This is a genomic window from Roseibium aggregatum IAM 12614, assembly GCF_000168975.1.
In the GTDB taxonomy this organism is placed as follows: domain Bacteria; phylum Pseudomonadota; class Alphaproteobacteria; order Rhizobiales; family Stappiaceae; genus Roseibium; species Roseibium aggregatum.
On sequence record NZ_AAUW01000013.1, the window covers coordinates 72224 to 94353 of the forward strand.

At 61.5% G+C, this 22130-nt stretch carries 18 protein-coding genes; 11 read left to right on the forward strand and 7 right to left on the reverse strand.

Annotated features, from left to right (window positions below; genetic code table 11):
- Window positions 1-113 precede the first annotated feature (113 nt).
- A complete protein-coding gene (locus tag SIAM614_RS17970; RefSeq protein ID WP_006936718.1) occupies window positions 114-1058 on the forward strand; it encodes an IS110 family transposase in 945 nt (314 codons plus the stop codon).
- Between the two features lie 278 nt (window positions 1059-1336).
- Window positions 1337-2707 (forward strand): MFS transporter, encoded by a 1371-nt coding sequence (locus tag SIAM614_RS17975; RefSeq protein WP_006936720.1) that lies wholly within the window; start codon window positions 1337-1339, stop codon window positions 2705-2707.
- A 164-nt stretch (window positions 2708-2871) separates the two neighbouring features.
- Here the strand turns inward: SIAM614_RS17975 and SIAM614_RS17980 are convergent, their stop codons facing one another.
- From SIAM614_RS17980 to htpX, 5 genes are all read right to left on the reverse strand, one after another.
- Window positions 2872-4983 (reverse strand): methyl-accepting chemotaxis protein, encoded by a 2112-nt coding sequence (locus SIAM614_RS17980; RefSeq protein ID WP_006936721.1) that lies wholly within the window; start codon window positions 4981-4983, stop codon window positions 2872-2874.
- Between the two features lie 341 nt (window positions 4984-5324).
- Window positions 5325-6941, reverse strand: a complete 1617-nt coding sequence (gene purH / locus SIAM614_RS17985) for a bifunctional phosphoribosylaminoimidazolecarboxamide formyltransferase/IMP cyclohydrolase (RefSeq protein WP_006936722.1) — start codon at window positions 6939-6941, stop codon at window positions 5325-5327.
- Window positions 6942-7016: 75 nt separating this feature from the next.
- Complete coding sequence (locus SIAM614_RS17990) at window positions 7017-8468, reverse strand: heparinase II/III family protein (RefSeq protein ID WP_407636310.1); 1452 nt, start codon at window positions 8466-8468, stop codon at window positions 7017-7019.
- Window positions 8469-8902: 434 nt separating this feature from the next.
- On the reverse strand, window positions 8903-10279 hold the full coding sequence (rsmB, locus tag SIAM614_RS17995; protein WP_006936724.1) for a 16S rRNA (cytosine(967)-C(5))-methyltransferase RsmB: 1377 nt from the start codon (window positions 10277-10279) through the stop codon (window positions 8903-8905).
- A gap of 164 nt (window positions 10280-10443) precedes the next feature.
- Window positions 10444-11409, reverse strand: coding sequence for a zinc metalloprotease HtpX (htpX, locus tag SIAM614_RS18000; protein ID WP_006936726.1), 966 nt, complete (start codon window positions 11407-11409; stop codon window positions 10444-10446).
- 155 nt (window positions 11410-11564) lie between these two features.
- On the opposite strand from htpX, the gene SIAM614_RS18005 reads away from it, so the two are divergent.
- Window positions 11565-11828, forward strand: coding sequence for a DUF1674 domain-containing protein (locus SIAM614_RS18005; RefSeq protein ID WP_006936733.1), 264 nt, complete (start codon window positions 11565-11567; stop codon window positions 11826-11828).
- A gap of 67 nt (window positions 11829-11895) precedes the next feature.
- Here SIAM614_RS18005 and SIAM614_RS18010 read toward each other — a convergent pair whose 3' ends face one another.
- A complete protein-coding gene (locus SIAM614_RS18010) occupies window positions 11896-12552 on the reverse strand; it encodes an SGNH/GDSL hydrolase family protein (RefSeq protein WP_006936734.1) in 657 nt (218 codons plus the stop codon).
- A gap of 312 nt (window positions 12553-12864) precedes the next feature.
- Between SIAM614_RS18010 and SIAM614_RS18015 the strand changes: the two genes are divergently transcribed.
- The 5 genes from SIAM614_RS18015 (at window position 12865) to SIAM614_RS18035 (ending at window position 19738) form a co-directional block, all read left to right on the forward strand.
- On the forward strand, window positions 12865-14100 hold the full coding sequence (locus SIAM614_RS18015) for an aminotransferase class I/II-fold pyridoxal phosphate-dependent enzyme (protein ID WP_006936736.1): 1236 nt from the start codon (window positions 12865-12867) through the stop codon (window positions 14098-14100).
- A complete protein-coding gene (locus SIAM614_RS18020; RefSeq protein WP_006936737.1) occupies window positions 14097-16847 on the forward strand; it encodes a DNA translocase FtsK in 2751 nt (916 codons plus the stop codon). The genes SIAM614_RS18015 and SIAM614_RS18020 overlap by 4 nt, the downstream gene beginning before the upstream one ends.
- 84 nt (window positions 16848-16931) lie before the next feature.
- The gene (locus tag SIAM614_RS18025; protein WP_006936738.1) at window positions 16932-17579 is read left to right on the forward strand and encodes an outer membrane lipoprotein carrier protein LolA; all 648 of its coding nucleotides are present in this window, start codon (window positions 16932-16934) and stop codon (window positions 17577-17579) included.
- Window positions 17580-17598: 19 nt separating this feature from the next.
- A complete protein-coding gene (locus tag SIAM614_RS18030; protein ID WP_006936743.1) occupies window positions 17599-18567 on the forward strand; it encodes a hypothetical protein in 969 nt (322 codons plus the stop codon).
- Window positions 18568-18742: 175 nt separating this feature from the next.
- Window positions 18743-19738 carry an LLM class flavin-dependent oxidoreductase gene (locus SIAM614_RS18035; protein ID WP_006936745.1) on the forward strand — a complete coding sequence of 332 codons (996 nt, stop codon included), beginning with the start codon at window positions 18743-18745 and terminating at the stop codon, window positions 19736-19738.
- On the opposite strand, the gene SIAM614_RS18040 is transcribed toward SIAM614_RS18035, so the two are convergent.
- Window positions 19739-20350: an NAD(P)H-dependent oxidoreductase gene (locus SIAM614_RS18040; RefSeq protein ID WP_198137346.1), complete on the reverse strand. Its 612-nt coding sequence runs from the start codon at window positions 20348-20350 to the stop codon at window positions 19739-19741.
- A 276-nt stretch (window positions 20351-20626) separates the two neighbouring features.
- On the opposite strand from SIAM614_RS18040, the gene SIAM614_RS18045 reads away from it, so the two are divergent.
- From SIAM614_RS18045 to SIAM614_RS18055, 3 genes are read left to right on the forward strand one after another with little or no spacing between them, the layout of a single operon-like run.
- Window positions 20627-20887: a PepSY domain-containing protein gene (locus tag SIAM614_RS18045; protein WP_040440577.1), complete on the forward strand. Its 261-nt coding sequence runs from the start codon at window positions 20627-20629 to the stop codon at window positions 20885-20887.
- Window positions 20888-20889: 2 nt separating this feature from the next.
- Window positions 20890-21540, forward strand: a complete 651-nt coding sequence (locus SIAM614_RS18050; RefSeq protein ID WP_006936749.1) for a cytochrome b/b6 domain-containing protein — start codon at window positions 20890-20892, stop codon at window positions 21538-21540.
- The gene (locus tag SIAM614_RS18055; RefSeq protein ID WP_006936750.1) at window positions 21537-22070 is read left to right on the forward strand and encodes a helix-turn-helix transcriptional regulator; all 534 of its coding nucleotides are present in this window, start codon (window positions 21537-21539) and stop codon (window positions 22068-22070) included. Before SIAM614_RS18050 ends, SIAM614_RS18055 begins: the two co-directional genes overlap by 4 nt.
- Window positions 22071-22130 lie beyond the last annotated feature (60 nt).

The following is a 22130-nucleotide window of genomic DNA, read 5'->3' on the forward strand; positions in this document are numbered from 1 at the left end:
ACCGTACCATCCTGGGTACTCGGCAAGTCCGTTCGAAGCCAGGTTCCCGGTCCACTTTCCAACTTATCCCGAATGGTTGCTCGCGCAAGAGTGCGTAGATAAGGCAGGGACAGATGGACGAGACCAAGCACTTTGTCGGAATTGACGTGTCGAAGGCAGCGCTGGATGTGCATGTTCTGCCAGTCGGCAAAAGCCAGCGGTTTCCCAATGATGGTGACGGCCATGCGGCTCTTGAGGGATGGTTGTCATCCCATCCAGTCGAGCGCGTGGTCCTTGAGGCGACGGGTGGCTATGAACGCAAGGCGGTGCAGGCGCTGCAGCAGCAGGGATACCATGTTTGTGTGGTCAATCCGGCCCGCCCCCGGGACTTTGCCAAGGCCGGTAGTCGGTTGGCCAAGACCGACCGGCTGGATGCAGCCGTTCTGGCCCACTATGCGCAGGTGTTTGATCCGCCGTCGGCTCCTCGTCCGGGCGACGTCGAGGCGAAGCTTGCGCGCTATGCCTCTGCTCGGGACAGCTTTGTTGCCGAGAAGACCCGGCTGCGCAATCAGCTCGGCCTCAATGACGATGCTGATCTGGAGCGCATGCACCGGGATATACTGGAGACGATAGAGGCCAAGCTTGCGGAATTGGACCGCATGATCCAGAGCTGCATTCGCGAAAAGGCCGAGTTGAGCCAGCGCTATGACCAGCTCAGGGCCGTTCCGGGCATCGGGCCGGTCGCCGCCGTCAGCCTCCTGGCGTTCCTGCCCGAACTGGGGCAGGTCTCGCGGCGGGCCATTGCTGCCCTGGTTGGCGTCGCGCCCTTCGCCAGAGACAGTGGCATGATGCGGGGGCAACGCAGGATCGCCGGCGGCAGGGCCAAGGTGCGCAGGATGCTCTTCATGGCAAGCCTGTCAGCGGCACGCCACAACCCCATCATCAAAACCTTCTACGAACGCCTCATCAAAGGTGGAACAGGCAAGAAACAGGCAATCATCGCCTGCTCCAGGAAACTCCTGACCATCCTCAACGCAATGGTCAGGGACAATAGGGAATGGCAGCCGATGAGCACCTAAAAACATGGTTGCTTCGAGACGCGCGCAAACGCGCTCCTCAGGATGAGGGGGTGGGAACGTAGGTCTCTCATCAGCCTGCCAACACATATCACCTCATCCTGAGGAAGCGCGCAGCGCTGTCACGAAGGATGGGCCGCATACACCAACTGGACAAAACCTCCCGCAACAGACACCGGATATTCGCAAACGCCTGTAGGCTTCAGGTCCCGGAAGCGATAGACATGGAGGAATTGGGCTCGTCCCGGTGTTGATCCCCCAGGCAGCGAGTTGCCCGTTTCATGACAGCCGTTTCAGACATTCCCTTGCAGACGTCCAACAGGCGCGCCGTGCTTTCCTGGGCGCTGTTCGACTGGGCGGCCCAGCCTTTCTTCACGCTGATTACCACCTTCGTCTTCGCACCCTATTTTGCCTCGACCCTGGCGGCGACACCTGCTGAAGGCCAATCGTTGTGGGGATATGCCACCGCGGCCGCCGGGCTGTGCATTGCCGTGGCTGCTCCCGTACTGGGGTCTGTCGCGGATGCGACCGGCCGGCGAAAGCGCTGGATCCTTTTCTTCTCACTGCCGTTCGTCATCTGCTGCTGGGCCTTCTGGTACGCCGCGCCGGGAAGCCCGAACAGCATCGCCATCGCACTTGTCGCCTTTGCCATCGGCACATTGTCCATCGAAATCGCAACCGTCTTCAACAACGCAATGATGCCCTCGCTGGTGCCGCCGGAACGGATTGGACGCCTGTCCAGTTTCGGCTGGGCGCTCGGCTATGCCAGCGGCCTGGTCACACTGGTGATCGCGCTTGGATTTTTCGCGGCCAGCCCTGAAACGGGCAAGACCCTGCTGGGTTTCGAGCCGGTTCTGGGGCTTGATGCGGCGACACAGGAAGGCGACCGCGCCGTGGGTCCGTTCTCGGCGCTCTGGTACCTCGTCTTTGTGCTGCCGATGTTCCTGTTCGTGCCGGATGTGCCGCATCAGTCGAGGATCGGCCCTGCCGTGCGCACGGGCCTTGCAAACCTGCGCACCAGTCTGGCGCAGGCACGCACCAACAAGAACATTTTCCTGTTCCTTCTCGCCAACATGATCTTCAAGGACGGTCTGGTCGCACTCTTCGCATTCGGTGGCATTTATGCTGCCGGCCAGCTTGGCTGGGGCTCCATCGAAATCGGCACCTTCGGCATCATTCTGACAGTCACCGGTACGCTCGGCCTATTGCTTGGCGGACCGATGGACGACCGCTTCGGCGCCAAACCGGTGATTGTCTTCTCGCTTGTCGTTCTGATGATCTGCGGCCTCGGCATGATCTCCATCGACAAGACCGCGGTGTTCTTCGTCATCAAGACCGCCGCTGCCCCCGAAGGCGCTCTGTTCGCCTCTCTGCCGGAACAGGTCTTCATTGCCCTTGGCGGTGTCATTGGCGCGGTATCCGGCCCCTTGCAGGCCTCGTGCCGCAGTCTTCTGGTCCGCATTGCCCCGCCTCAGCACGTCACCCAGTATTTTGGCCTCCTGGCCCTGTCCGGAAAAGTCACCAGCTTCCTCGCACCGCTGACCGTCGGCGTGGTAACCGCCATCACCGCCAGCCAACCGGCCGGCATGTCCGTCATCCTGGTGTTTTTCGGCGTCGGCCTGATGCTGCTGCTGAGAGTGCGGGAGCGTTAACGCTCCAGGGTGTGGACCCTGGAAATCTCATCGTCCGAGGGCTCCTGGGCTCCGGCTCTACGCTTCGTTGCGCCCGGGAAGACATCCGGGTGGAAACAGGTGCCCAGACAAAAACGCGCCGGAAAATCCGGCGCGTTTGATGTTTGCTCTGATCTGATCTTGCGTCAGGCGACCTGGCGGACGTTGGCAAGGAAGCCTTCGACTTCCTGCTTGAGGCGGTCCGCTTCCTTTTGCAGAACGTTGGCGGAGGCCGAAACCTGACGCGCGGCGTTACCGGTGTCGTCCGCGGAGGCGGCTACCTTGACGATGTTCTGCGCAACTTCCTGGGTGCCGTTGGAGGCTTCCTGGATGTTGCGGGCGATCTCGTCTGTGGCAAGTCCCTGCTGTTCGACCGAAGCCTGGATGGACGAGGAGATCTCGTTCATCTTCTCGATGGTTTCGGAAATGCCCTTGATGGCGTCGACAGACCCGGCCGTCTCCGTCTGCACCGACTGGATCTGCAGAGAGATTTCCTCGGTGGCCTTTGCGGTCTGGTTGGCCAGCTCCTTCACTTCGGCAGCGACAACGGCAAAGCCCTTGCCGGCTTCGCCCGCACGAGCCGCTTCGATGGTCGCGTTCAGCGCCAGAAGGTTGGTCTGTTCGGCAATGTCGGTGATCAGCTTGACCACTTCGCTGATCCGGTTGGCAGCTTCCGCGAGTCCTTCGATCTTGCGGTTTGTCGATTGGGCCTGCTCCACGGCATGGGACGCGATCTCGGTGGACTGGGTCATCTGGCGGGAGATTTCGCCGACGGAGGCCATCAGTTCTTCCGCCGCGGACGCGACCGTTTCCACGTTCGATGAGGCTTCTTCCGAAGCGGCCGCCACTGCCGTGCTCTTTTCGCTGGTGTCGTCGGCACCCGCCGTCAGCGTCATCGACGCCGCATTGAGGTCCTGCACCTGATGCATCACGGTCTGGGTCAGTTCGGAGATCTGGCGGTCGAAATTCTGCGACAGCTCGCTGATCCGGCCGGCGCGGGCGAGCTGCTGGCGCTGTGCTTCTTCCTGTTCTGCGGTAAGGGCTTCAGCCTGCTGCGCCTTCTCGCGGAAGACCTCGAGAGCCTTGCTGATCTCGCCGATTTCGTCGTGACGGTCCGTGTCCTGGATCGGTTCGTCATACCGGCGGTCGATAAGCGCCTGAATGCTGCCAACAGCACGTTCCAGCGGACGGCGGACGATGGTGTTGCCGACGAAGTAGATGGAAAGTGCGACAACAATGAGCAGCACGACACCGACGATGACAATCATGGTGGTGATCGAGGAGGACGCCGCGTTGAGGGTCGACAGCGGAACGTTGACCACAACGGCCAGCTTGGCATCGGTACCGGTCACACTCACCGGCATGACGATACGATGCACCTCGGTGCCCAGCGTGTTGGAATATCCGTCATAGGAGAAGGGCTCGCCGTTCTTGACCGCGGTCAGCAGCTTGTCCTGCACGGCAAGATCGGCTTCAGCCCGGCCTTCCGACCAGGGCTTTCCGAGAACCGCCGGATCGGCATGGGCGATCCAGACACCGTTCTGCGACAGAAGATGGACCGAGCCCGTGTCGAGCGGCCGCTGGTTGCCCAGCACGTCGGAGAGCGGTGTCAGCAGAATGTCGCCACCTGCAACACCGATTACCGTGGCGCCGTCTCGGATCGGCGAAGAGAACGAGACGCCCGTCACGGTCTTTCCGTCGGCGTCCCAGCTGTAAGGCTCCGTCATGTAGTCCTTGCCGGACACATAGGCACCGTTGAACCAGAGTTCGCCAGCGTCACTCATGTCTCCGACGCTGATCTCCTCGATCGGCCGGTAAGCCAGGGTGCCGTCCGGCTTGCGGAAATAGTAGGGCTGCCATTGTCCGCCGACGGCCCATCTCTCGTTGCCCTTCAACTCGGCATCCCTGCCGTCGAGCTTGTCACCCACGACCACGCCCCAGGTGCCCGCAAGGTCCTTGTTGGTCAATGTCAGATTTTCGACAACAGAGCTCCAGGCTTCACGATCAATCACACCGGCTTTTTTCATGCCGGTGAGGGAACTCGCCAGTGTCTGCGAAGCCTTGAGGCCGTTTTCCAGACCGCGCTGTACGAATTGGGCCTGCTCACGTGCCACGGCCTCGGCTTCGGAGCGCGCAAGGTCGCCCGTAATCCGGGAGGCTTCCCATGCGATAAAACTGATGCCAACCACCAGGGCGGCCGTAAGGGTCGCCGCACTGGCCCCTATGAGCTTTGTTGTGACCTTCGCACTTCTAAACACCGGTAATCTCCGCGAATCGCAAGTAAAGGCAGGCGAATACCTGCCGAAGCTTGCCTCACATTACCTGCCGTGCGTTAACAAGGTCTTCAGCGGGTCAGGTTTTCTGGACGTTCACGGTAATATTCGGACGATATTTCAGTTCATTAGCTAGCTAAGATGTAGAGCTATAAAGGTCTACAAGAAAAAAAGGCCGGTCTCTTTGGAGACTGGCCCTTCAACTCACATGCAAACATGAGATCCTGAAGCAAATCGCGTGTTATCAGCATCGCTTTTGCAGTCTGAAATCAGAGATTTCGACGCAACAAGCGATGCAGGATTATTCCGGTTAAACGCGACACGCTCTAGTGCCTGAAATGGCGCATGCCGGTCATGACCATCGCAAGACCGGCCTCGTCGGCTGCCGCAATCACGTCGTCGTCGCGCATCGATCCGCCCGGCTGGATCACGGCTGTCGCACCGGCTTCGGCCGCAGACAGAAGACCGTCGGCGAACGGGAAGAACGCGTCGGATGCGACCACACAGCCCTTCGTGAGCGGTTCGGAAAGACCGGCAGCTTCTGTCGCGTCCAGCGCCTTGCGGGCGGCAATCCGCGCGGAATCGACCCGGCTCATCTGGCCGGCGCCCACACCGACTGTCGCACCGTCCTTGGCATAGACGATGGCGTTGGACTTCACATGCTTGGCGACCCGGAAGGCGAATTTCAGATCGGCCAGCTCCTGTTCGCTCGGAGCGCGCTTGGTGACGACCTTGAGGTCGAGATCATCGACCACACCATTGTCGCGTGACTGGACCAGAAGGCCGCCTGCGACGGATTTGACGAACAGGCCCTTGGCGCGCGCATCGGCGAGGCCGCCGGTGACCAGAAGGCGCAGGTTCTTCTTCGACGCGATGATTTCGCGGGCCGCATCGTCCGCGTCCGGCGCGATGATGACTTCGGTGAAGATCTTGACGATTTCTTCCGCAGCCGCAGCATCCAGCGTCTGGTTGAGGGCAACGATGCCGCCAAAGGCGGAGACCGGGTCGCAGCGAAGGGCCAGTTCGTAGGCTTCCTTCAGGCTGGCGCCTTCGGCAACGCCGCACGGGTTGGCGTGCTTGATGATGGCAACCGCGCTGGTGCGGGCCGGATCGAACTCGCTCACCAGCTCGAACGCGGCATCCGTGTCGTTGATGTTGTTGTAGGAAAGGGTCTTGCCCTGCAATTGCCTGGCTGTCGCGACACCCGGGCGCTGCTCACCGGTGGTGTAGAAACCGGCCGTCTGATGCGGGTTTTCGCCGTAGCGCATGACTTCGGCAAGCGAACCACCAACTGCACGGTGGGCGGGCGTCGCCTCGTCCAGTTGATCCGCCATCCAGTTGGAAACGGCGGCGTCATAGGCGGCCGTCCGCGCAAAGGCCTTTTGAGCCAGCTTCTTGCGCAGCGCCAGCGGTGCCTTGCCGCCGTTGGCATCAAGCTCGGAAATAACCGCGTCGTAGTCGGCCGGGTCGGTGACGACGGTGACATAGGCGTGGTTCTTGGCGGCCGCGCGAGTCATTGCCGGTCCGCCGATGTCGATGTTCTCGATGCCGGTGGCATAGTCGGCGCCGGAGGCGACAACGTCCTCGAACGGATAGAGATTGCCGCAGAAGAGGTCGATGCCGACAATGTCATGCTCGTCCATTGCCTTCTGGTGGTCGGCGTCGTCGCGGATCGACAGCAGACCGCCATGCACCTTCGGATGCAGCGTCTTCACGCGGCCGTCCATGATTTCCGGAAAGCCGGTGACTTCGGAAATGTCCAGAACCGCAAGCCCGGCTTCCTTCAGCGCCTTGTAGGAACCGCCGGTGGAGACCAGCTCGACACCGCGCTCGGACAGCGCTTTTGCAAAGTCGACAAGACCGGTCTTGTCGAAGACGGACAAGAGCGCACGCTTGACGGAAACCAGCTCGGGAACGGGTACGGCTTTGGACACAATGGCCATGAATTTGCCTCGCAATTGGGGACGGTCCGGGAGTTGCCGTCGCCCTATCACGTCTTCAGCAAAAGCGGAAGGTCTCTATTCTTCCAGCGCCAGTTCGTCCGGCTCGTCGAAATCGCTGGTTCCGCGCCGGCTGAGCTTGGCCGTCGCCGTCTTGCGGAACTGCCAGCCCACCGAAGGTGCTTCCAGCACGGCGCCGGCGATCACGATCTGCTCGCTCTTGCGGTGACCGTAGACGTCGGAGAGATAAATGCTTTCTTCCAGCATGACTTCGGTGCCCGGCGCTTCGAATTCCCATGCTTCGCCGTCCCGGCAGACCAGCAGCACCGCCGATCCGCCCCGGATGAGCGAACTGCGCAGGCCCGGATGCAGGTGAAAACGGATCGCATAACGGTTTTCCCGGTCCACCGGACCGATTGCCGAAAACGTGTCGATACCATCCAGCACCGTGCCGTCGCCGGCCAGGCGGATGTCCCGTTCGTGCAGGACGTGGAACTCGCTCGCATAGCCGTCATGGGAAGCCGTGATCCGGCTGCCGGCGGCATCGTCTTCCCGCTCCACCGGCACCCTGACCGGTCCGGACAGGATGGGAGCGCCCAGAATATGCCCGAAAGGCCGGTCGGACAGGAACCGGCAGGAGGACGTATCCTCGATGACCGCGGTCGAATGGGCGGGCGTCGAGCGGCTGACCCGGCGCCAGACCGGGTTCGACTTGGGCGAGACGCCACAATTGACGACGATCCGGTTGCTTCCGGAGGAAAACTCGAACGAAAGACAGCCCGCATGGGCGTCGCCGGAAACGCCCACCGCGGGGGCAGGGCCGGTGTCGATCAGGACGACGGAGTTGCCGCCGGTCAAGCGCTGATAGCCCGAATGCGGCGCGTTTTGCGGCGGCGCACCGCGTGCATCGTCATAGGCAAGAATGGTCGCGACCAGATCGCTGGGCGTGGAGCCCATACCGTTGAAATGTGCCAGCGCCCCGTCGCCATGACGGAAAAAGCGCAACAGCGGCATCATCCGGTCTACCGACTGCACCATCGCCTGCGGCACTTCCAGCCCCTGGGCGACGAAGGCCTGACGAACCGGCAGCAAGTCCGCCAGAATGTCGATCAGCGCTTTGGGATTGCGCGAGATATGGCCGCCGTCCGGCAGGATCTGGCGGGTCAGCTCCTGATCGAGACGCCGGATGCTCTGGCGCGCGAAGCGGCCTTGTCCGGCCATGGAGATACAGGCGGACGCCATGGCAAGCGCTGCATGCAGGCGCTCGACACCGTCTTCCGTTTCATTGATGGTCTGGCGCAGGTAACGCACCTGGCGAGCCAGTGAGCGCACGAAACTGCGGTAGAACTCATGATCGCCGTCCTGAAGAATGAAGGGCGAATGCGCGAGCCACGACAGAATGCGCCGCGTGACGACCGAGGCCTCCCAGCCGATGTCGTGCCAACGGCCGCAGAACTTGATCCAGTCTTCCACCAGCGCCCGGGCATTCTGCCGGGAGATCTGGCTGTCGGCGGCCCGCAGATCGCGCATCCAGCCGAAACTGTGTAACTCGCGTTGCCAGTCCTCATGCACGGCCTTCAGCTCGAAAGGGGATCTGCCTTGCGTTTCCACCAGGTGGCCGGAAAACAGGAAGCGGCCGCCGTAGATATCGGCGGCATTGGTCGCGTCAGCAGTGCGCAAATCCTGCGGCGCTATAAGCAGGCGCGCAGGCACAGCCGAAAACGGCTGCATGCGGAACAGCGGCCCGCCATGCATCCATTTCAAGGAGCGTTGCCAAATATGCAGTGCCACGAGCCGCCAGATGCGGCTTCTTTCACTCAGGCTTGCAGTATTCACCAAACCATCTCCAAAACTGATGGTTTTTGCGCGTTTATGGGGTGTCTCCGGTATCTATTTCTGGAAACGAACCATTAAGGTTAGCATTTCATTTAAAGAATCATTGCAAGTGAACAGTTTATGCCGCGTTAAAACCGGCGGAGTCTTGCGGCAAAAAAGCCGTCCATGCCTTTGCTGACAGGGTCCACGGCGGCACTGTGGCAGGGCAGACAGCGAAGATAGCCTTCTTTCGTGACACATTCAGCAAGGCCGCCCACCTCGCCGGCCTCGACGGCAATCAGTTCCATTTTTCCGCCCTGCCGCTCCAGAAAAGCGGACACCTGGGCTTCACCCTCGGCAGCTTCCAGCGAACACGTGCAATAGACGATCAGGCCGCCCGGTTTCACCCAACCGACCACCCTGTCCAGCAGTTCGCTCTGGATTTCCGTCAATTTTTCAATGTCATACGGCTTCTTGATCCAGGGCACATCGGGGTGCCGGCGGATCGTCCCCGTAGCGCTGCAGGGCGCATCCAGCAAGATTGCGTCGAAAGGCTCCTCCGGCTCGAAGGCCCGAAGATCCGCCGCAACCGTTTCAACACTCAGGCCGAGCCGGGTCATATTCTCTTCAAGGCGTTTCAGGCGCGCCTTTGAAATATCAACCGCGGTGACAGAGGCGCCAGCAGCCGCCAGTTGTGCGGTCTTGCCACCCGGTGCCGCGCAAAGATCGGCAACACGCAGACCCTTCACGTCGCCCAGAAGTCGGGCGGGAAGCGCTGCGGCGGCGTCCTGCACCCACCACTGCCCGTCGCCATAGCCTTCCAGGGCATCGACAGCGCCCTTACGGACAAGACGGACGCTGCCCGCACCCACGATCTGGCCGTCAAGCTTCTGGGCCCATCCTTCCGGATCCGCCTTTACCGACAGATCGAGCGCAGCTTCAGTTTCGTGAGCCCGCGCAATCTCTCGCGCTGTCTCCGGCCCATAAGCCACCTGCCAGCTTTCCATCAGCCAGTCGGGCGTGTTCAGAACAGCAGCATCGAGATCGGCGGTGACCTCGTCGCGCTCGCGCCCGAGCCGGCGCAGCACGCCATTGACCAGGCCCTTGTAGGGCCGGGCGCGGCGGTCGAGGCCGGCATGGTCGACGGCTAGCGAGACGGCAGCACGGTCCGGAATGTCGAGAAACAGCATCTGGGCGATGGCCACATGCAGGATATCCAGGACGCGGCCGGTCTTTTCCGGGATCGGCCGGTCGAGCAAGCGGTCCAGAATTTCAGCGATTTCCCCCCGGTGGCGCAGGGCTGCACCGATGATTGCGCGCACCAGCGACCGATCGTTTGCGGCCAGCGCGCGGAATCCGGAATGACCGGACGCGGTGTCCAGTTCGCCATCGAGAGGCCGTTTCTTGTGAACGACGTTGCCAAGAATATCGGCAGCCACCTTGCGCGCGGCGAACCCCGGCTTTTCGGCCTGTTCCGTCGCCGGTTTGCCGGAAGGCTTCTGTTTGTTGTTCGGCCGTTTGGTCAAGGTTCAATCCATTCACGCGGCCGGCCCATCGGTTACGGCCGGTATCAAAATCAAGCGCCGCAGACCGGTCTGCCGGTCGCGGCGCATCTGGCCATACTAAAGCCGGGTGATCATCCGGCAAAGTTGTTTTTGCCGTTGGGCCGGACCTTCCGGGGGACAGTACCCTATCCCCACGGCCCTTTCGGGCGGCGCGGAGCGCTGGACGGGCCGGTCGAACCGCCGCCCCAGGGGCCAGCCTGCTGCGGAGCCTGACGGGTAAACGACATGGGACCGCTTCTGCCACCCGTGCCAAGACCCGCGTCGGCCAGCTTGCGCAGTTCGTCGATCCGGTTCTGCGTGTTCGGGTGGGTCGAGAACAGGTTGTCCATGCGTTCACCGGACAGCGGGTTCATGATGAACATATGAGCCGTTGCCGGATTGGCTTCCGCATCCGGGTTGTGGATGTGTTCGACACCGCGCGAAATTTTCGCCAGCGCGGATGCCAGCCACATGGGTTCACCGCAGATCTGCGCGCCCATCCGGTCGGCCGCATATTCGCGTGTCCGGGAAATCGCCATCTGAACCACCATTGCCGCCAGCGGTGCCACGACCATCATCAGGATCACCCCGACGAAGCCGAGCGGGTTGTTGCGGTTGCCGCCGAAGAAGAAGGCAAAATTCGCAAGCATGGAGATCGCACCGGCAATCGTCGCCGTGATCGTCATGATCAAGGTGTCGTGGTTCTTCACATGGGCCAGCTCATGGGCCATCACACCGGCAATTTCCTCGGGCGTCAGCATGTCGAGCAGGCCGGTCGTTGCGGCAACGGCGGCATTTTGCGGGTTGCGGCCGGTCGCAAAGGCGTTCGGCTGCGGATTGTCGATGATATAGACCTTGGGCATGGGCAGTTCGGCATTCTGCGCCAGCCGCTGGATCATGCGGAAGAATTCCGGTGCTTCACGCTCGTCCACCTCCCGGGCATGATGCATGCGCAGGACCATCTTGTCCGCATTCCAGTAACTGAACAGGTTCATGGCAGCCGCAATGAGCAGCGCGATCATCATGCCCGACTGACCGCCGATCATGAAACCGATCCCCATGAACAAGGCGGTCATCGCCGCCAGAAGCATTGCCGTGCGAATATAGTTCATCGCCGCTTGTTTCCGTTTCTGTCCTGTTTTCGACTGCTTGCAGAAAGGTGCGTTTTGGCCTTTCTATCCGTTCAACAGATGGGGAGCGCTGCCATCCTTGGCAAGATTACCCTATATACGGCAGACGAGACCGCAAAACCGAACCACGAAGAGCCATGACAGAGACACCGGACAACCCGACGAGCCGCTACAGCCAGAGCGACGCTCCTTCCCTGAAGACTTCGGTCGAGGAAGCTCCGAAGCGGAAGTTCGAGGACCTGCCGCCGGCAGCCCAGCGCGCCCTGATGGAAGCCGAAGAACGGCGCAAGGAAATCGACGCCAGGCAGCAGAACTTGCCTGAAGAGGTCAACGGACGCGGTGGGCTGGAACCCACCCGCTACGACGATTGGGAGATCAAGGGACTGACGTCGGACTTCTGAGGGAATATTCAGCCGCTCTGCCCGTCGGAGACACTTCTAACGGCGGCAGACAATACTGTCGGCGAATTCAGTTTGCGAGTTTCCGCACTTCCGCTGCCACCGCCTTGGCGAGATCGGCTTGCGGCTCTGCCTCGAAATGAACGGCATCGATCGGACTGGCCGAAATGACCGTTCCCGTGTCGAAAAACGCCGCGCCATATTCCGCCGCTTTCTCCCGGTAACAGTCTGCCAGCCGATGGGATTCGGCGACACTCTGGTCGCTGAACTGTGCCGCGTAAGGCGTGCCTGCCAGAGGCGCCAGCGGCGGCGGCGCCATCAACAGCACTTTCGGCGCCCGTCCTTCGACATCATCAGTCGGTCTGCGGGCAAAATCCAGCAAGCGTCCCATGGCAATCGCGATTGTTTCGGCGTTCATGCCGAAGCGCGCCTGAAGGTCGTTGGTGCCGAGCATGACGATCAGTATGTCGATGGGCATATGCGTCTTGCGAACGGTCGCCAGATGCGCAAGGCCGTTCTTGTCGCCCTTGACCGGATCCTCGAAGACGGTTGTTCGGCCGTTGACGCCCTCTTCGACCACATAGAACCCGTCACCAAGCTCTTTCTGCAAAAGCCGGGTCCAGCGGACATCGTGGCCATAGCGGGACTTGTCGACCGGATTGAAACCCCAGGTGAGTGAATCACCGAAGCAAACAACGGTCACGGGTTCTTTTTCTGTTTTCGACATTGTAGAACCTGCTCAGGTGAGCACCCTGTTGAAAAGCCGGGCAAACTTCGTTTCCGCCAGCCGTTCCGCTGCTTTCAATTTCTACAGGGTCTTCGTTGGCGATCAAGGACTTCCGGGCAAAAGCCGTGCGGCAAACCGGAAGCCGTGAATTTCGCCCGAGGGTGACCGATGAGGCGCCATGGCGCATGCGGCCGGAATATCCGGGGGCAACCGCTGCAATTCTTTGTCCCTGCCCTGCTTGGTTAATAAGGGATTTACCACACCGGCTATAGGGTCTGAGCGAAGTTATGCGTAACGAGTGCCGGATCATTCATGCTTGCCAGCAAAAAAGCCTATCAGCGCGGTGTGTCCCTGCCGAGCTCCAATCCGTTTCAACGCCTCGCCGAACTCCTGAGCGGCGAGATGCCGGGGCTCGACCCGATCATTATGACGATTGGCGAACCGCAACATCCGATTCCAGACTTTACGGCCGAAGTTCTGGCGGAAAATATGGCCGGTTTCCGCCGGTATCCGCCGATTGAAGGCTCGCCGGAGTTTCGTGCCGCCATCGCATCCTGGCTGGACCGCCGCTACAACCTTGGGGGCTTGATCGACGCCGATCACGGCGTGCTGCCGCTGAACGGCTCCCGCGAAGGCCTGTCCTTCGGCGCCATTGCCGCCCGGGACCAGTTGAACAAGGGCCTGGATCACCCCGTGGTGATTCTGCCCAACCCGTTCTACCAGACCTATGCCGCCGCGGCCCATGTGGCCGATGCGGAAGCCGTGCTGCTCGACGCGGTTGCGGGCAACAACTTTTTGCCCGATCTCGACACTCTCGATGCGGACCTTCTGGAAAAAACCGTCGCCTTCTACGTGGCTTCGCCCACCAATCCGGAGGGCTTTGTCGCCGACACCGACTATTGGCAACGCCTGATCGGCCTCGCCCGCAAACACCGCTTCTATATTTTCGCCGACGAGTGCTATTCGGAAATCTACCGCGAGACGCCGCCAGTCGGCATTCTGGAAGCGGCAAGGGATCTGAACGAGGAGCAGGGTGGAGGCTTTGCCAACATCATCGTCCTAAACTCCCTGTCCAAACGCTCCAACCTGGCCGGCCTGCGCTGCGGCTTTGCCGCGGGCGATCCCGAGTTTCTGAAAAAATGGGCGAAGTTCCGCGGGCTTGCCGCGCCGCAAGTGCCGCTGCCGGCACAGGCGGTCGCCGTCAGGGCCTATCAGGACGAATCCCACGTCATTGAGAACCGCAGGCTCTACAACGAGAAATTCGAAGCTGCCGAAAGGCATCTGGGCCCGATCCTCGGGCCGGTCACGCCTGATGCCGGGTTCTTCCTGTGGCTGGATATCAGCCGCTGGGGGGATGCCGTCTCGGTCACCAAGGCCCTGTGGACGGAAATCGGGCTCAAGGTTCTACCGGGAAGCTATCTTGCCACGGACCAGCAGGACGGCAGCAATCCGGGGCGGAACTATATTCGCATCAGCCTGACGGCGCCGCTGGAGCAGACCGAGATCGCTCTGGAGCGCCTGGCGAAATGGATGGGAGACAAGGCATGAGGCGGGCCAGCGCAATTCGCGGCAACGGCCGCAGATCTTCGGTTGACCTTCTGGACACCGAAAGCCCGCTGAAGCGGTTCATCCGGCGCAACCTCGTCGGGGCTGCCGGTCTTGGCATCATTGCCGTTGCCGCCATGCTCGCGGCAAGCCTTGCGACGTGGTCCGTCAGCGATCCGAGCCTAAACCACGCCACCGGCGGCCAGGTACGTAACGCGCTCGGTACGCCCGGCGCAATCCTTGCCGACATTCTGATGCAGACCATCGGCCTGGCAACCGCCGTGTTCCTGGTGCCGCTGGTTCTGTGGGGCTGGCGGCTTCTGACCGGTCATGTGCTTGGCATCGGCCGCAAGCGCCTGGTCTACTGGCTGATCGGCACGAGCCTTGCCGCAGGTGCCCTGGCCTCCCTGCCGGTTCCCGAAAGCTGGCCGCTGCCGACCGGTCTCGGCGGCTTCCTCGGCGACACCGTTCACCACTTGCCCGCGCTCGTCACGGACAACATGACCAGCGGTGCCGCGACGATTGTCGGCGCGCTCGGACTTGGTGTGCCTGCCGTCCTGTGCCTGCTGGCAGCCGCCGGATGGCTGGGCAAGGTCGGTGCGCCGTCCGAACGGATCGAACCCGTCGCGGGTCCGGTTGGCCATGGCAAGGCCGCAGAGCAGGAACTCGACTTTGATGACGACGACGGCGAATCCCGCATCGGCATCTTCTTCAGCGCCTTCGTCGGCCAGATGGAGCATTTCGGCCTTCTGGCAGCCGCGCAACTGCGCCGGCTGACCGGCCTGAAGCGCAGCCAGGCCCCGGAAGAAGAAGAATACTGGGACGAGGACGAGGGTGAGGATGACGGCGACTACGAGCCGGAAGACACCCGCCAGGGCAGCCGTCTGAAGGCCTTCCGCAAGGCGCTCGCAGGGCGTCTGATCCGGGAAGACGACGACGGACTGGACGACTTCTACCAGCGCGGCCGTCATGCGGACGATGTCGAAGAGCCCTATGCGGAAGACTATTACGACGAGGAAGGCGACACCTTCGCACCGGACGACCTGATGATCGACAAGGGACCCGTAACCGGGCGCCCGGCCGTACCGGTCGGCATAGCCGCACCGGACTCCGCGTCGCAGGCATCAGCGCAGACGGCACCGAATGGCCGTGTCATTCCCCCGGCTCCGCGTCCCAAGCAGAGCAAGCGGGCAATCGCGGAGGCACAGCCGTCGTTCCTCGGTGCGCCGGAAGAATACGAACTGCCGCCGCTGCGGCTTCTGGCCGAACCGAAGGTGGCCGGCAAGGTGCCGGGTCTTTCGGCCGATGCGCTGGAACAAAATGCCCGCATTCTGGAAGGCGTGCTGGAAGACTTCGGCGTTCGCGGCGAAATCATCGAGGTGCGCCCCGGCCCGGTCGTGACCCTTTACGAACTGGAGCCCGCGCCTGGCATCAAATCGTCGCGCGTTATCGGCCTTGCCGACGACATTGCCCGCTCCATGAGCGCGATTTCCGCCCGCGTGGCGGTGATCCCGGGCAAGAACGCCATCGGCATCGAACTGCCGAACGCCCGCCGTGAGACGGTGTATCTGCGCGAGTTGCTCGCCGCGCAGGACTTCGAAAAGTCCAAGGCCAAGCTGGCGCTCGCCCTCGGCAAGACCATCAACGGCGAAAGCGTCGTCGCGGATCTGGCACGCATGCCTCACCTGCTGGTCGCCGGGACCACCGGCTCGGGCAAGTCGGTCTCGATCAACACCATGATCCTGTCGCTGCTCTACCGGCTGACGCCGGAGCAGTGCAAGATGATCATGATCGACCCGAAGATGCTGGAACTGTCCATCTACGACGGCATTCCGCATCTGCTGACACCCGTCGTGACCGATCCGAAAAAAGCCGTCGTCGCCTTGAAGTGGACCGTCCGCGAGATGGAGGACCGCTACAAGAAGATGTCCAAGATGGGCGTCCGCAACATCGACGGCTACAACACCCGCATCAAGCAGGCGCTGGAAAAGAACGAGTCGTTCACCCGAACCGTCCAGACCGGTTTCGACCGCGACACAGGCCAGCCGATCTACGAGGAAGAGGAACTGCCGTTGGAGGCGATGCCGTATATCGTCGTCATCGTCGACGAAATGGCCGACCTGATGATGGTGGCCGGCAAGGACATCGAAGGCGCCATCCAGCGTCTGGCGCAGATGGCCCGTGCCGCCGGCATTCACCTGATCATGGCAACGCAGCGCCCGTCGGTGGACGTCATCACCGGTACGATCAAGGCCAACTTCCCGACCCGTATCTCCTTCCAGGTGACGTCGAAGATCGACAGCCGCACCATCCTGGGCGAAATGGGTGCCGAGCAGCTTCTGGGCATGGGCGATATGCTCTACATGGCCGGTGGCGGACGCATTCAGCGTGTGCACGGGCCGTTCGTTGCCGATGACGAGGTCGAGGATATCGTCAAGCATCTGAAGGTTCAGGGCACGCCGCAATATCTGGAAGCCGTGACCGAGGAAGACGACGAGGGCGAAAGCCCTTACGACGGCGGCGGTCTTGCCGGCGGCGACGAGGGCAACGATCTTTACGACAAGGCGGTCGCCATCGTGCTGCGCGACAAGAAGGCCTCGACCTCCTACGTCCAGCGGCGCCTCTCCATCGGCTACAACCGCGCCGCTTCGCTGATCGAGCGCATGGAAAACGAAGGCCTGATCAGCTCGGCCAACCACGCCGGAAAACGCGAGATTCTCGTGCAGAACGGCGTGGAAGAAGATTTTTGATGGTAGTCTGCCAAAGCTTTGCCACACACGCTCCCTAGCTAAGGGGAAACGTGTCACAGAGAGAACGATTTAGGACATTGCATCATGCTGAAACGCTTCGCTTCCCGCCTGATCAAGCCTCTGCTGGTAGCCGGCATTGCCGCGGCACTGTCCCTGTCGGCACTGCTGCCCGCTGCGGCGCTGACCGAGCAGGAACAAAAAACCCTTACGGACCTGAACTCCTATTTCAACTCGGTGAAGACCATGCATGGCGACTTCATCCAGTTCGGTCCTGACGGCAACCAGTCCGACGGCAAGTTCTACATGGCCCGTCCGGGGAAGGTGCGCTTCTACTACAACAAGCCTTCGGTGCTCGATATCGTGGCCGATGGCAAATCGGTGTCCGTGCGCGACCGCAAGCTGAACACCCAGGACATCTGGCCGCTCGGCCAGACGCCCCTGCGCTTCCTGCTCTCCGACGATATCGACCTTCAGAAGGACACCAACGTCACCAACGTTCTGGTGGAAGAAGACCTGATCACGGTCACGATCTTCGACAAGACCAAGTTCAATTCCGGCACGCTGACGCTGATCTTCGACGCCAAGGACTACGCCCTGAAGCAGTGGACGGTCACCGACCAGCAGGGCTACGATACGTCCGTTGCGGTCTACAACGTCGTCTCCAACGGCCCGACCAATCCGGACCTGTTCAAGATCGACTATCTGGCTAACGCCCGCCAGAACAAGAACTGACCGCACGGCTGGCCCGCGCATGAGAGAAAAGGCCGGCCGGCGCGCACTCGTCTTCGATCTGCTTGAAACCTATTGCGCCCACAAAGGATTCCGGCTGACAGCAGGCGACAGCCACGGCCACGCCGGACTGGTCGAAAGCCCGTCCGGCAAGCGCTGGTTCTTCAAGGGCACCCGGTTCGACCTCAATACGCTTGGCGCTGCGGAAATCGCCACCGACAAAGCCTATGCTGCCGCCTTTCTGAAGGCTGCGGGCCTGGAAGTGCCGGAGGGACGCCTTGTTTTTGCGCAGGACATCCGCAAGGACAGCCAACTGCCGCAAGACCTTCTGGATTTCGCCGAGACGCACGGGTTTCCACTTTACGTCAAACCCAATTGCGGCCGGGAAGGGCGGGACGTGGTGCGGGTAGACACCCCTCACGTGCTTCAAGATGCCCTCAACGCCCTTGCCGAGCGCAACGACCAGCTTCTGGTGCAGCCGGAAATCCGCGGACAGGAACTGAGGATCGTCGTGCTGGACGGCAATGTGCTGTGCGCCATTGAACGGCACCCGCCGCAGATCACCGGCGATGGCCATCGCAGCATTGCCGAGATCATTGACGCCGATCCGCGCATTGATGCGGCCGATCCCCGTCTCGGTCTCGAACTCTCGCAGCAGGGTCTGACGCCGGAAAAAATTCCCGCAGCCGGCCAGAGGGTCACGCTTCTGCCTGTCGTCAATCTGTCCGCAGGCGGAACAGCCAGACTTGTGACGGGCACTCTAGCCCCGGAACTTGCAGCCCTTGCCTGCCGGGCGGCGCAAGCGCTGTCCCTTCGCTATGCCGCGGTCGACCTGATCCTGCCGGACACCGCCAGCGCCGATACGCACGCCATTGTTCTGGAAGTCAACGCTGCGCCCGGCCTGGGCAACCTTGCCCGGCAAGGGTTTGAAGAAACCGCCGCCGTCATCAAGATCTACGACCGTGTGTTCGACGCGATGTTTGCTGAATAGATCCCGCTCCACTCATAAAAACACGACCCCCTCCCACCACCGAAGAGCCCCGTATTTCCGGGAAATCATGCGCAGATGGTCTGGTTGCACTCGCACCCCAAAGCGGGCTTGAGCTTAAACTTGACCTTGGCGGGTGAGTTTTCGGATCCTACATGGAGCTGCAACGGAGATATTCATGCAGCATTTTTCCCTTCTCGATCTATCCCCTGTACCGGAAGGCCAGACAGCGACCGACGCTCTTGCAAATACGGTCGATCTGGCGCGGTCCGCAGAAAAAGCAGGCTACCATCGCTATTGGCTGGCCGAGCACCACAACATGCCGGGCATTGCCAGTGCGGCAACATCGCTTGTCATCGGACAGGTGGCAGCGGCGACCTCCACCATGCGTGTCGGCGCGGGCGGCATCATGCTGCCCAACCACTCGCCGCTGATCATCGCGGAACAGTTCGGCACGCTGGCAACGCTCTTTCCGGGGCGGATCGACCTGGGGCTGGGCCGGGCTCCGGGAACGGACATGGCGACAGCCAGGGCGCTCCGCCGCCACATGGCGGGCGAAGACAGTTTCCCGCAAGATGTCCAGGAGCTGATGGGCTACTTCCGGCCCGCCTCTGAATCCAGCAGGGTTCGGGCAATCCCGGGTGAGGGCACGCAGGTACCGATCTGGATCCTCGGCTCGAGCCTTTATGGTGCGCAACTCGCGGCGGCCTTCGGGTTGCCCTATGCCTTTGCCTCTCATTTTGCACCGAACATGCTGGAAGAAGCGCTGGAGATCTACCGCGCAACCTTCCAGCCGTCACCGCAGCTTGCAAGGCCGCATGTGATGGTGGCGGCTGGCGTGTTTGCCGCCGACACTGATGAAGAAGCCGCTTACCACCGTTCGTCGCAGCTTCTCGCCTTCGCCCGCCTGCGCATGGGCAACCCGGGCAAATTGCCCTTGCCGGTGAAAGATGTCAGTGCTGAAATCCCGGCGCCTGTTCTGGTGCAGGTTGAACACGCCCTGTCCTGCTCGGCTACGGGATCTCCGGCGACGATCCGCGACCAACTGTCGGCAATCATCACCCGTTACCAGCCCGACGAACTGATGATCACCGGCATGATCCATGATCACGGCGCTCGCGTGAAATCCTTCCAGCTCGCGGCCGACGTCCTGAAGGATCTCGTGACAGCTTAGTCAGCCATCAAAGGCGTTACGGCAAATATGGGCGGTTTCTTCCAGCCAGTCTTGCCGTTGGGGACAGGAGCTGCCCACAACAGGCCTGAAGACGTGGCGCTCGTAATCCAGAGCGCCACAATACGGCAGCACGCACCGGCCCCAGATCAGCTCCAACGGGTCTCCGAGCTCAAGCCTCTCTCGCTCCGCCTCGGTGTCGGACGTGTTGAAGACCACGGCCTTGCGGATCGACAGCAGTCCTTCCGGCAGACCGTCGGCAGTCTGCAGCCGATAGGCAACACCTGGCACCAGAACACGATCCATCCAGCCAGCAAGGATCGCCGGCGGTTTACCCCACCAGTTCGGATGGACAACCAGCAGCCCATCGGCATTCGAAATGCCGTCCCTGTGCCGGGCAACGACCGGATCTTCTGAACGGGAAAGCACTTCTTCCAGCGTATCGCCGATCGAATAGGCTTCCTCGGCAGTAAGACAGGGGTCGAACTCTTCCGCGTAAAGATCATGGTGTTCGATCTGGTGCCCTTCGGCCTCCAAAGCGTCTCGCGCCTGTTTCGAAAGTGCATGACAGAAGCTGTTGGCTCTGGGGTGCGCCAGAAGGGAAAAGATGTGCAACGGTCTGTTTCCTTTGACCAATTTTGCTAAACTGACGCAAATGCGTCGCCGACAAGTTTGTCCGGATGACTTCGCAATTCGATTCTTCGGTTTCAACCCCGGCAAGATCATTTGCCTGGTTCACCTTCCGACCTACGCCAAAGACCGGAAATCCGCGCGTAAGCATCTGCTTACGGTGCCCGGTGTCAGCAGTCCGTCAGTCGACCGCTGCTCAGTTTGCGGCCATTCAGGAGCAAGACCGCCAACGGTCGCAACCACCTGATGAAGGACAATACCATGCTGAAGAAATCTCTCGCCGTGATCTGCCTCTGCCTTGCTCCGGTCGCTGCCCAGGCGATGCCTGCCGTTGGCGACATGGTTGGCACCAATCCGGAGGAAGCGACCGCGGCTCTGGCCAAGGCCGGCTGCACCGTCAAGGAATTCGAGGCCGAGGACGGCAAGATCGAAGCGAAATGCACCGATGCCGAAAACAAGCGTTGGGAAGTCTATATCGACCCGAAATCCGGCAAGATCACCAACGTGAAAAACGAAGACTGATCATGGGTGCCCAAAACAACCCAAAATCGACCGAGGGGGCGCAAAGCCCCCCCGATCTGTGGGATCCGCTGGTGCGCATCAGCCATTGGCTGATCGCTGCCGCAGTCATCGCCAATGGCCTCATCAACAAGGGCGGTGGCACGATCCACATCTGGATAGGCTGGGGTGTTCTCGGATTGCTGGCGCTCCGCTTCGTCTGGGGATTTCTCGGACCCGCCGAAGCCAGGTTTTCCGCCTTTCTGCCCGACCCGCGTGCTGCTGTGTCTCACCTGATCGACCTTGTTCGCGGTAAGCCGCGCCACTATCGCTCCCATAATCCCGCCGGAGCGATCATGGTCTATGCGCTCTGGGCCTGCCTTGTGGTGGTAACCGGAACCGGCCTTTACATGACAGGCGCCAAGAGCCCCATCACGATTGCCGAGGAAAAGGCGGCGGTTGCCGCTGGGGACTGGTCGGTGCTTGTCAAGGAGGACGACGACGAAGGCGAAGACAAATCGGCACTTGGTGAAGCCGCAGAGGAAGTTCACGAGATCGCCGCCAACCTGATGCTGGTGCTGGCCCTGATCCATGTCGCAGGTGTCGCAGTTGAAAGTCGTGTGATGAAGCGTAATCTGGTCCGGCCCATGCTGGTTGGCCGGAACAGGGAAAAATGACATTTTCAGGGATCAACCTGCGGCAGGGACGGCGTGAGACAACCGCCCTTGCCGCATTCATGCTGTTGCAATCCGTCGCCGCGATCTTCTTTGTCGGCGATGCCTTTACCGACCTGGTGACCGACGTCGGCAGCCCGCATTCCGTTTTCGAATTCTTTGTCGCCTTTGTCCTGATCGTCGGCATTTTTCTGGCCGGATGGCAATTACGGCTGACCCTGGAAAGACTGCGCCACCAGGAGCGCGCCCTTGGTGCGGCCCGGGGTGATCTTGCCCGGATCATCGACACCCAGTTTGCTGAGTGGGGCCTCACCCCCGCCGAGAGCGATGTCGGTCTCCTGGCCCTGAAGGGCCTCGACCTTTCGGAGATTGCGCAGCTTCGCGGCGCCGCGCAAGGGACCGTACGGGCCCAGTTGACCAGAATTTACGCGAAAGCCGGCGTTTCAGGACGTCACCAGTTCGCGGCGTGGTTCGTTGAGGACCTGCTTCAGGACGGACTTTCGGCGAAGCCACAAACAGTCCCGCAGGACTGACGCCGACAGGAAAAGCCCTTTGACGAAACTTTACCTGGCGGCGCTGCAATCAGTGCGGGC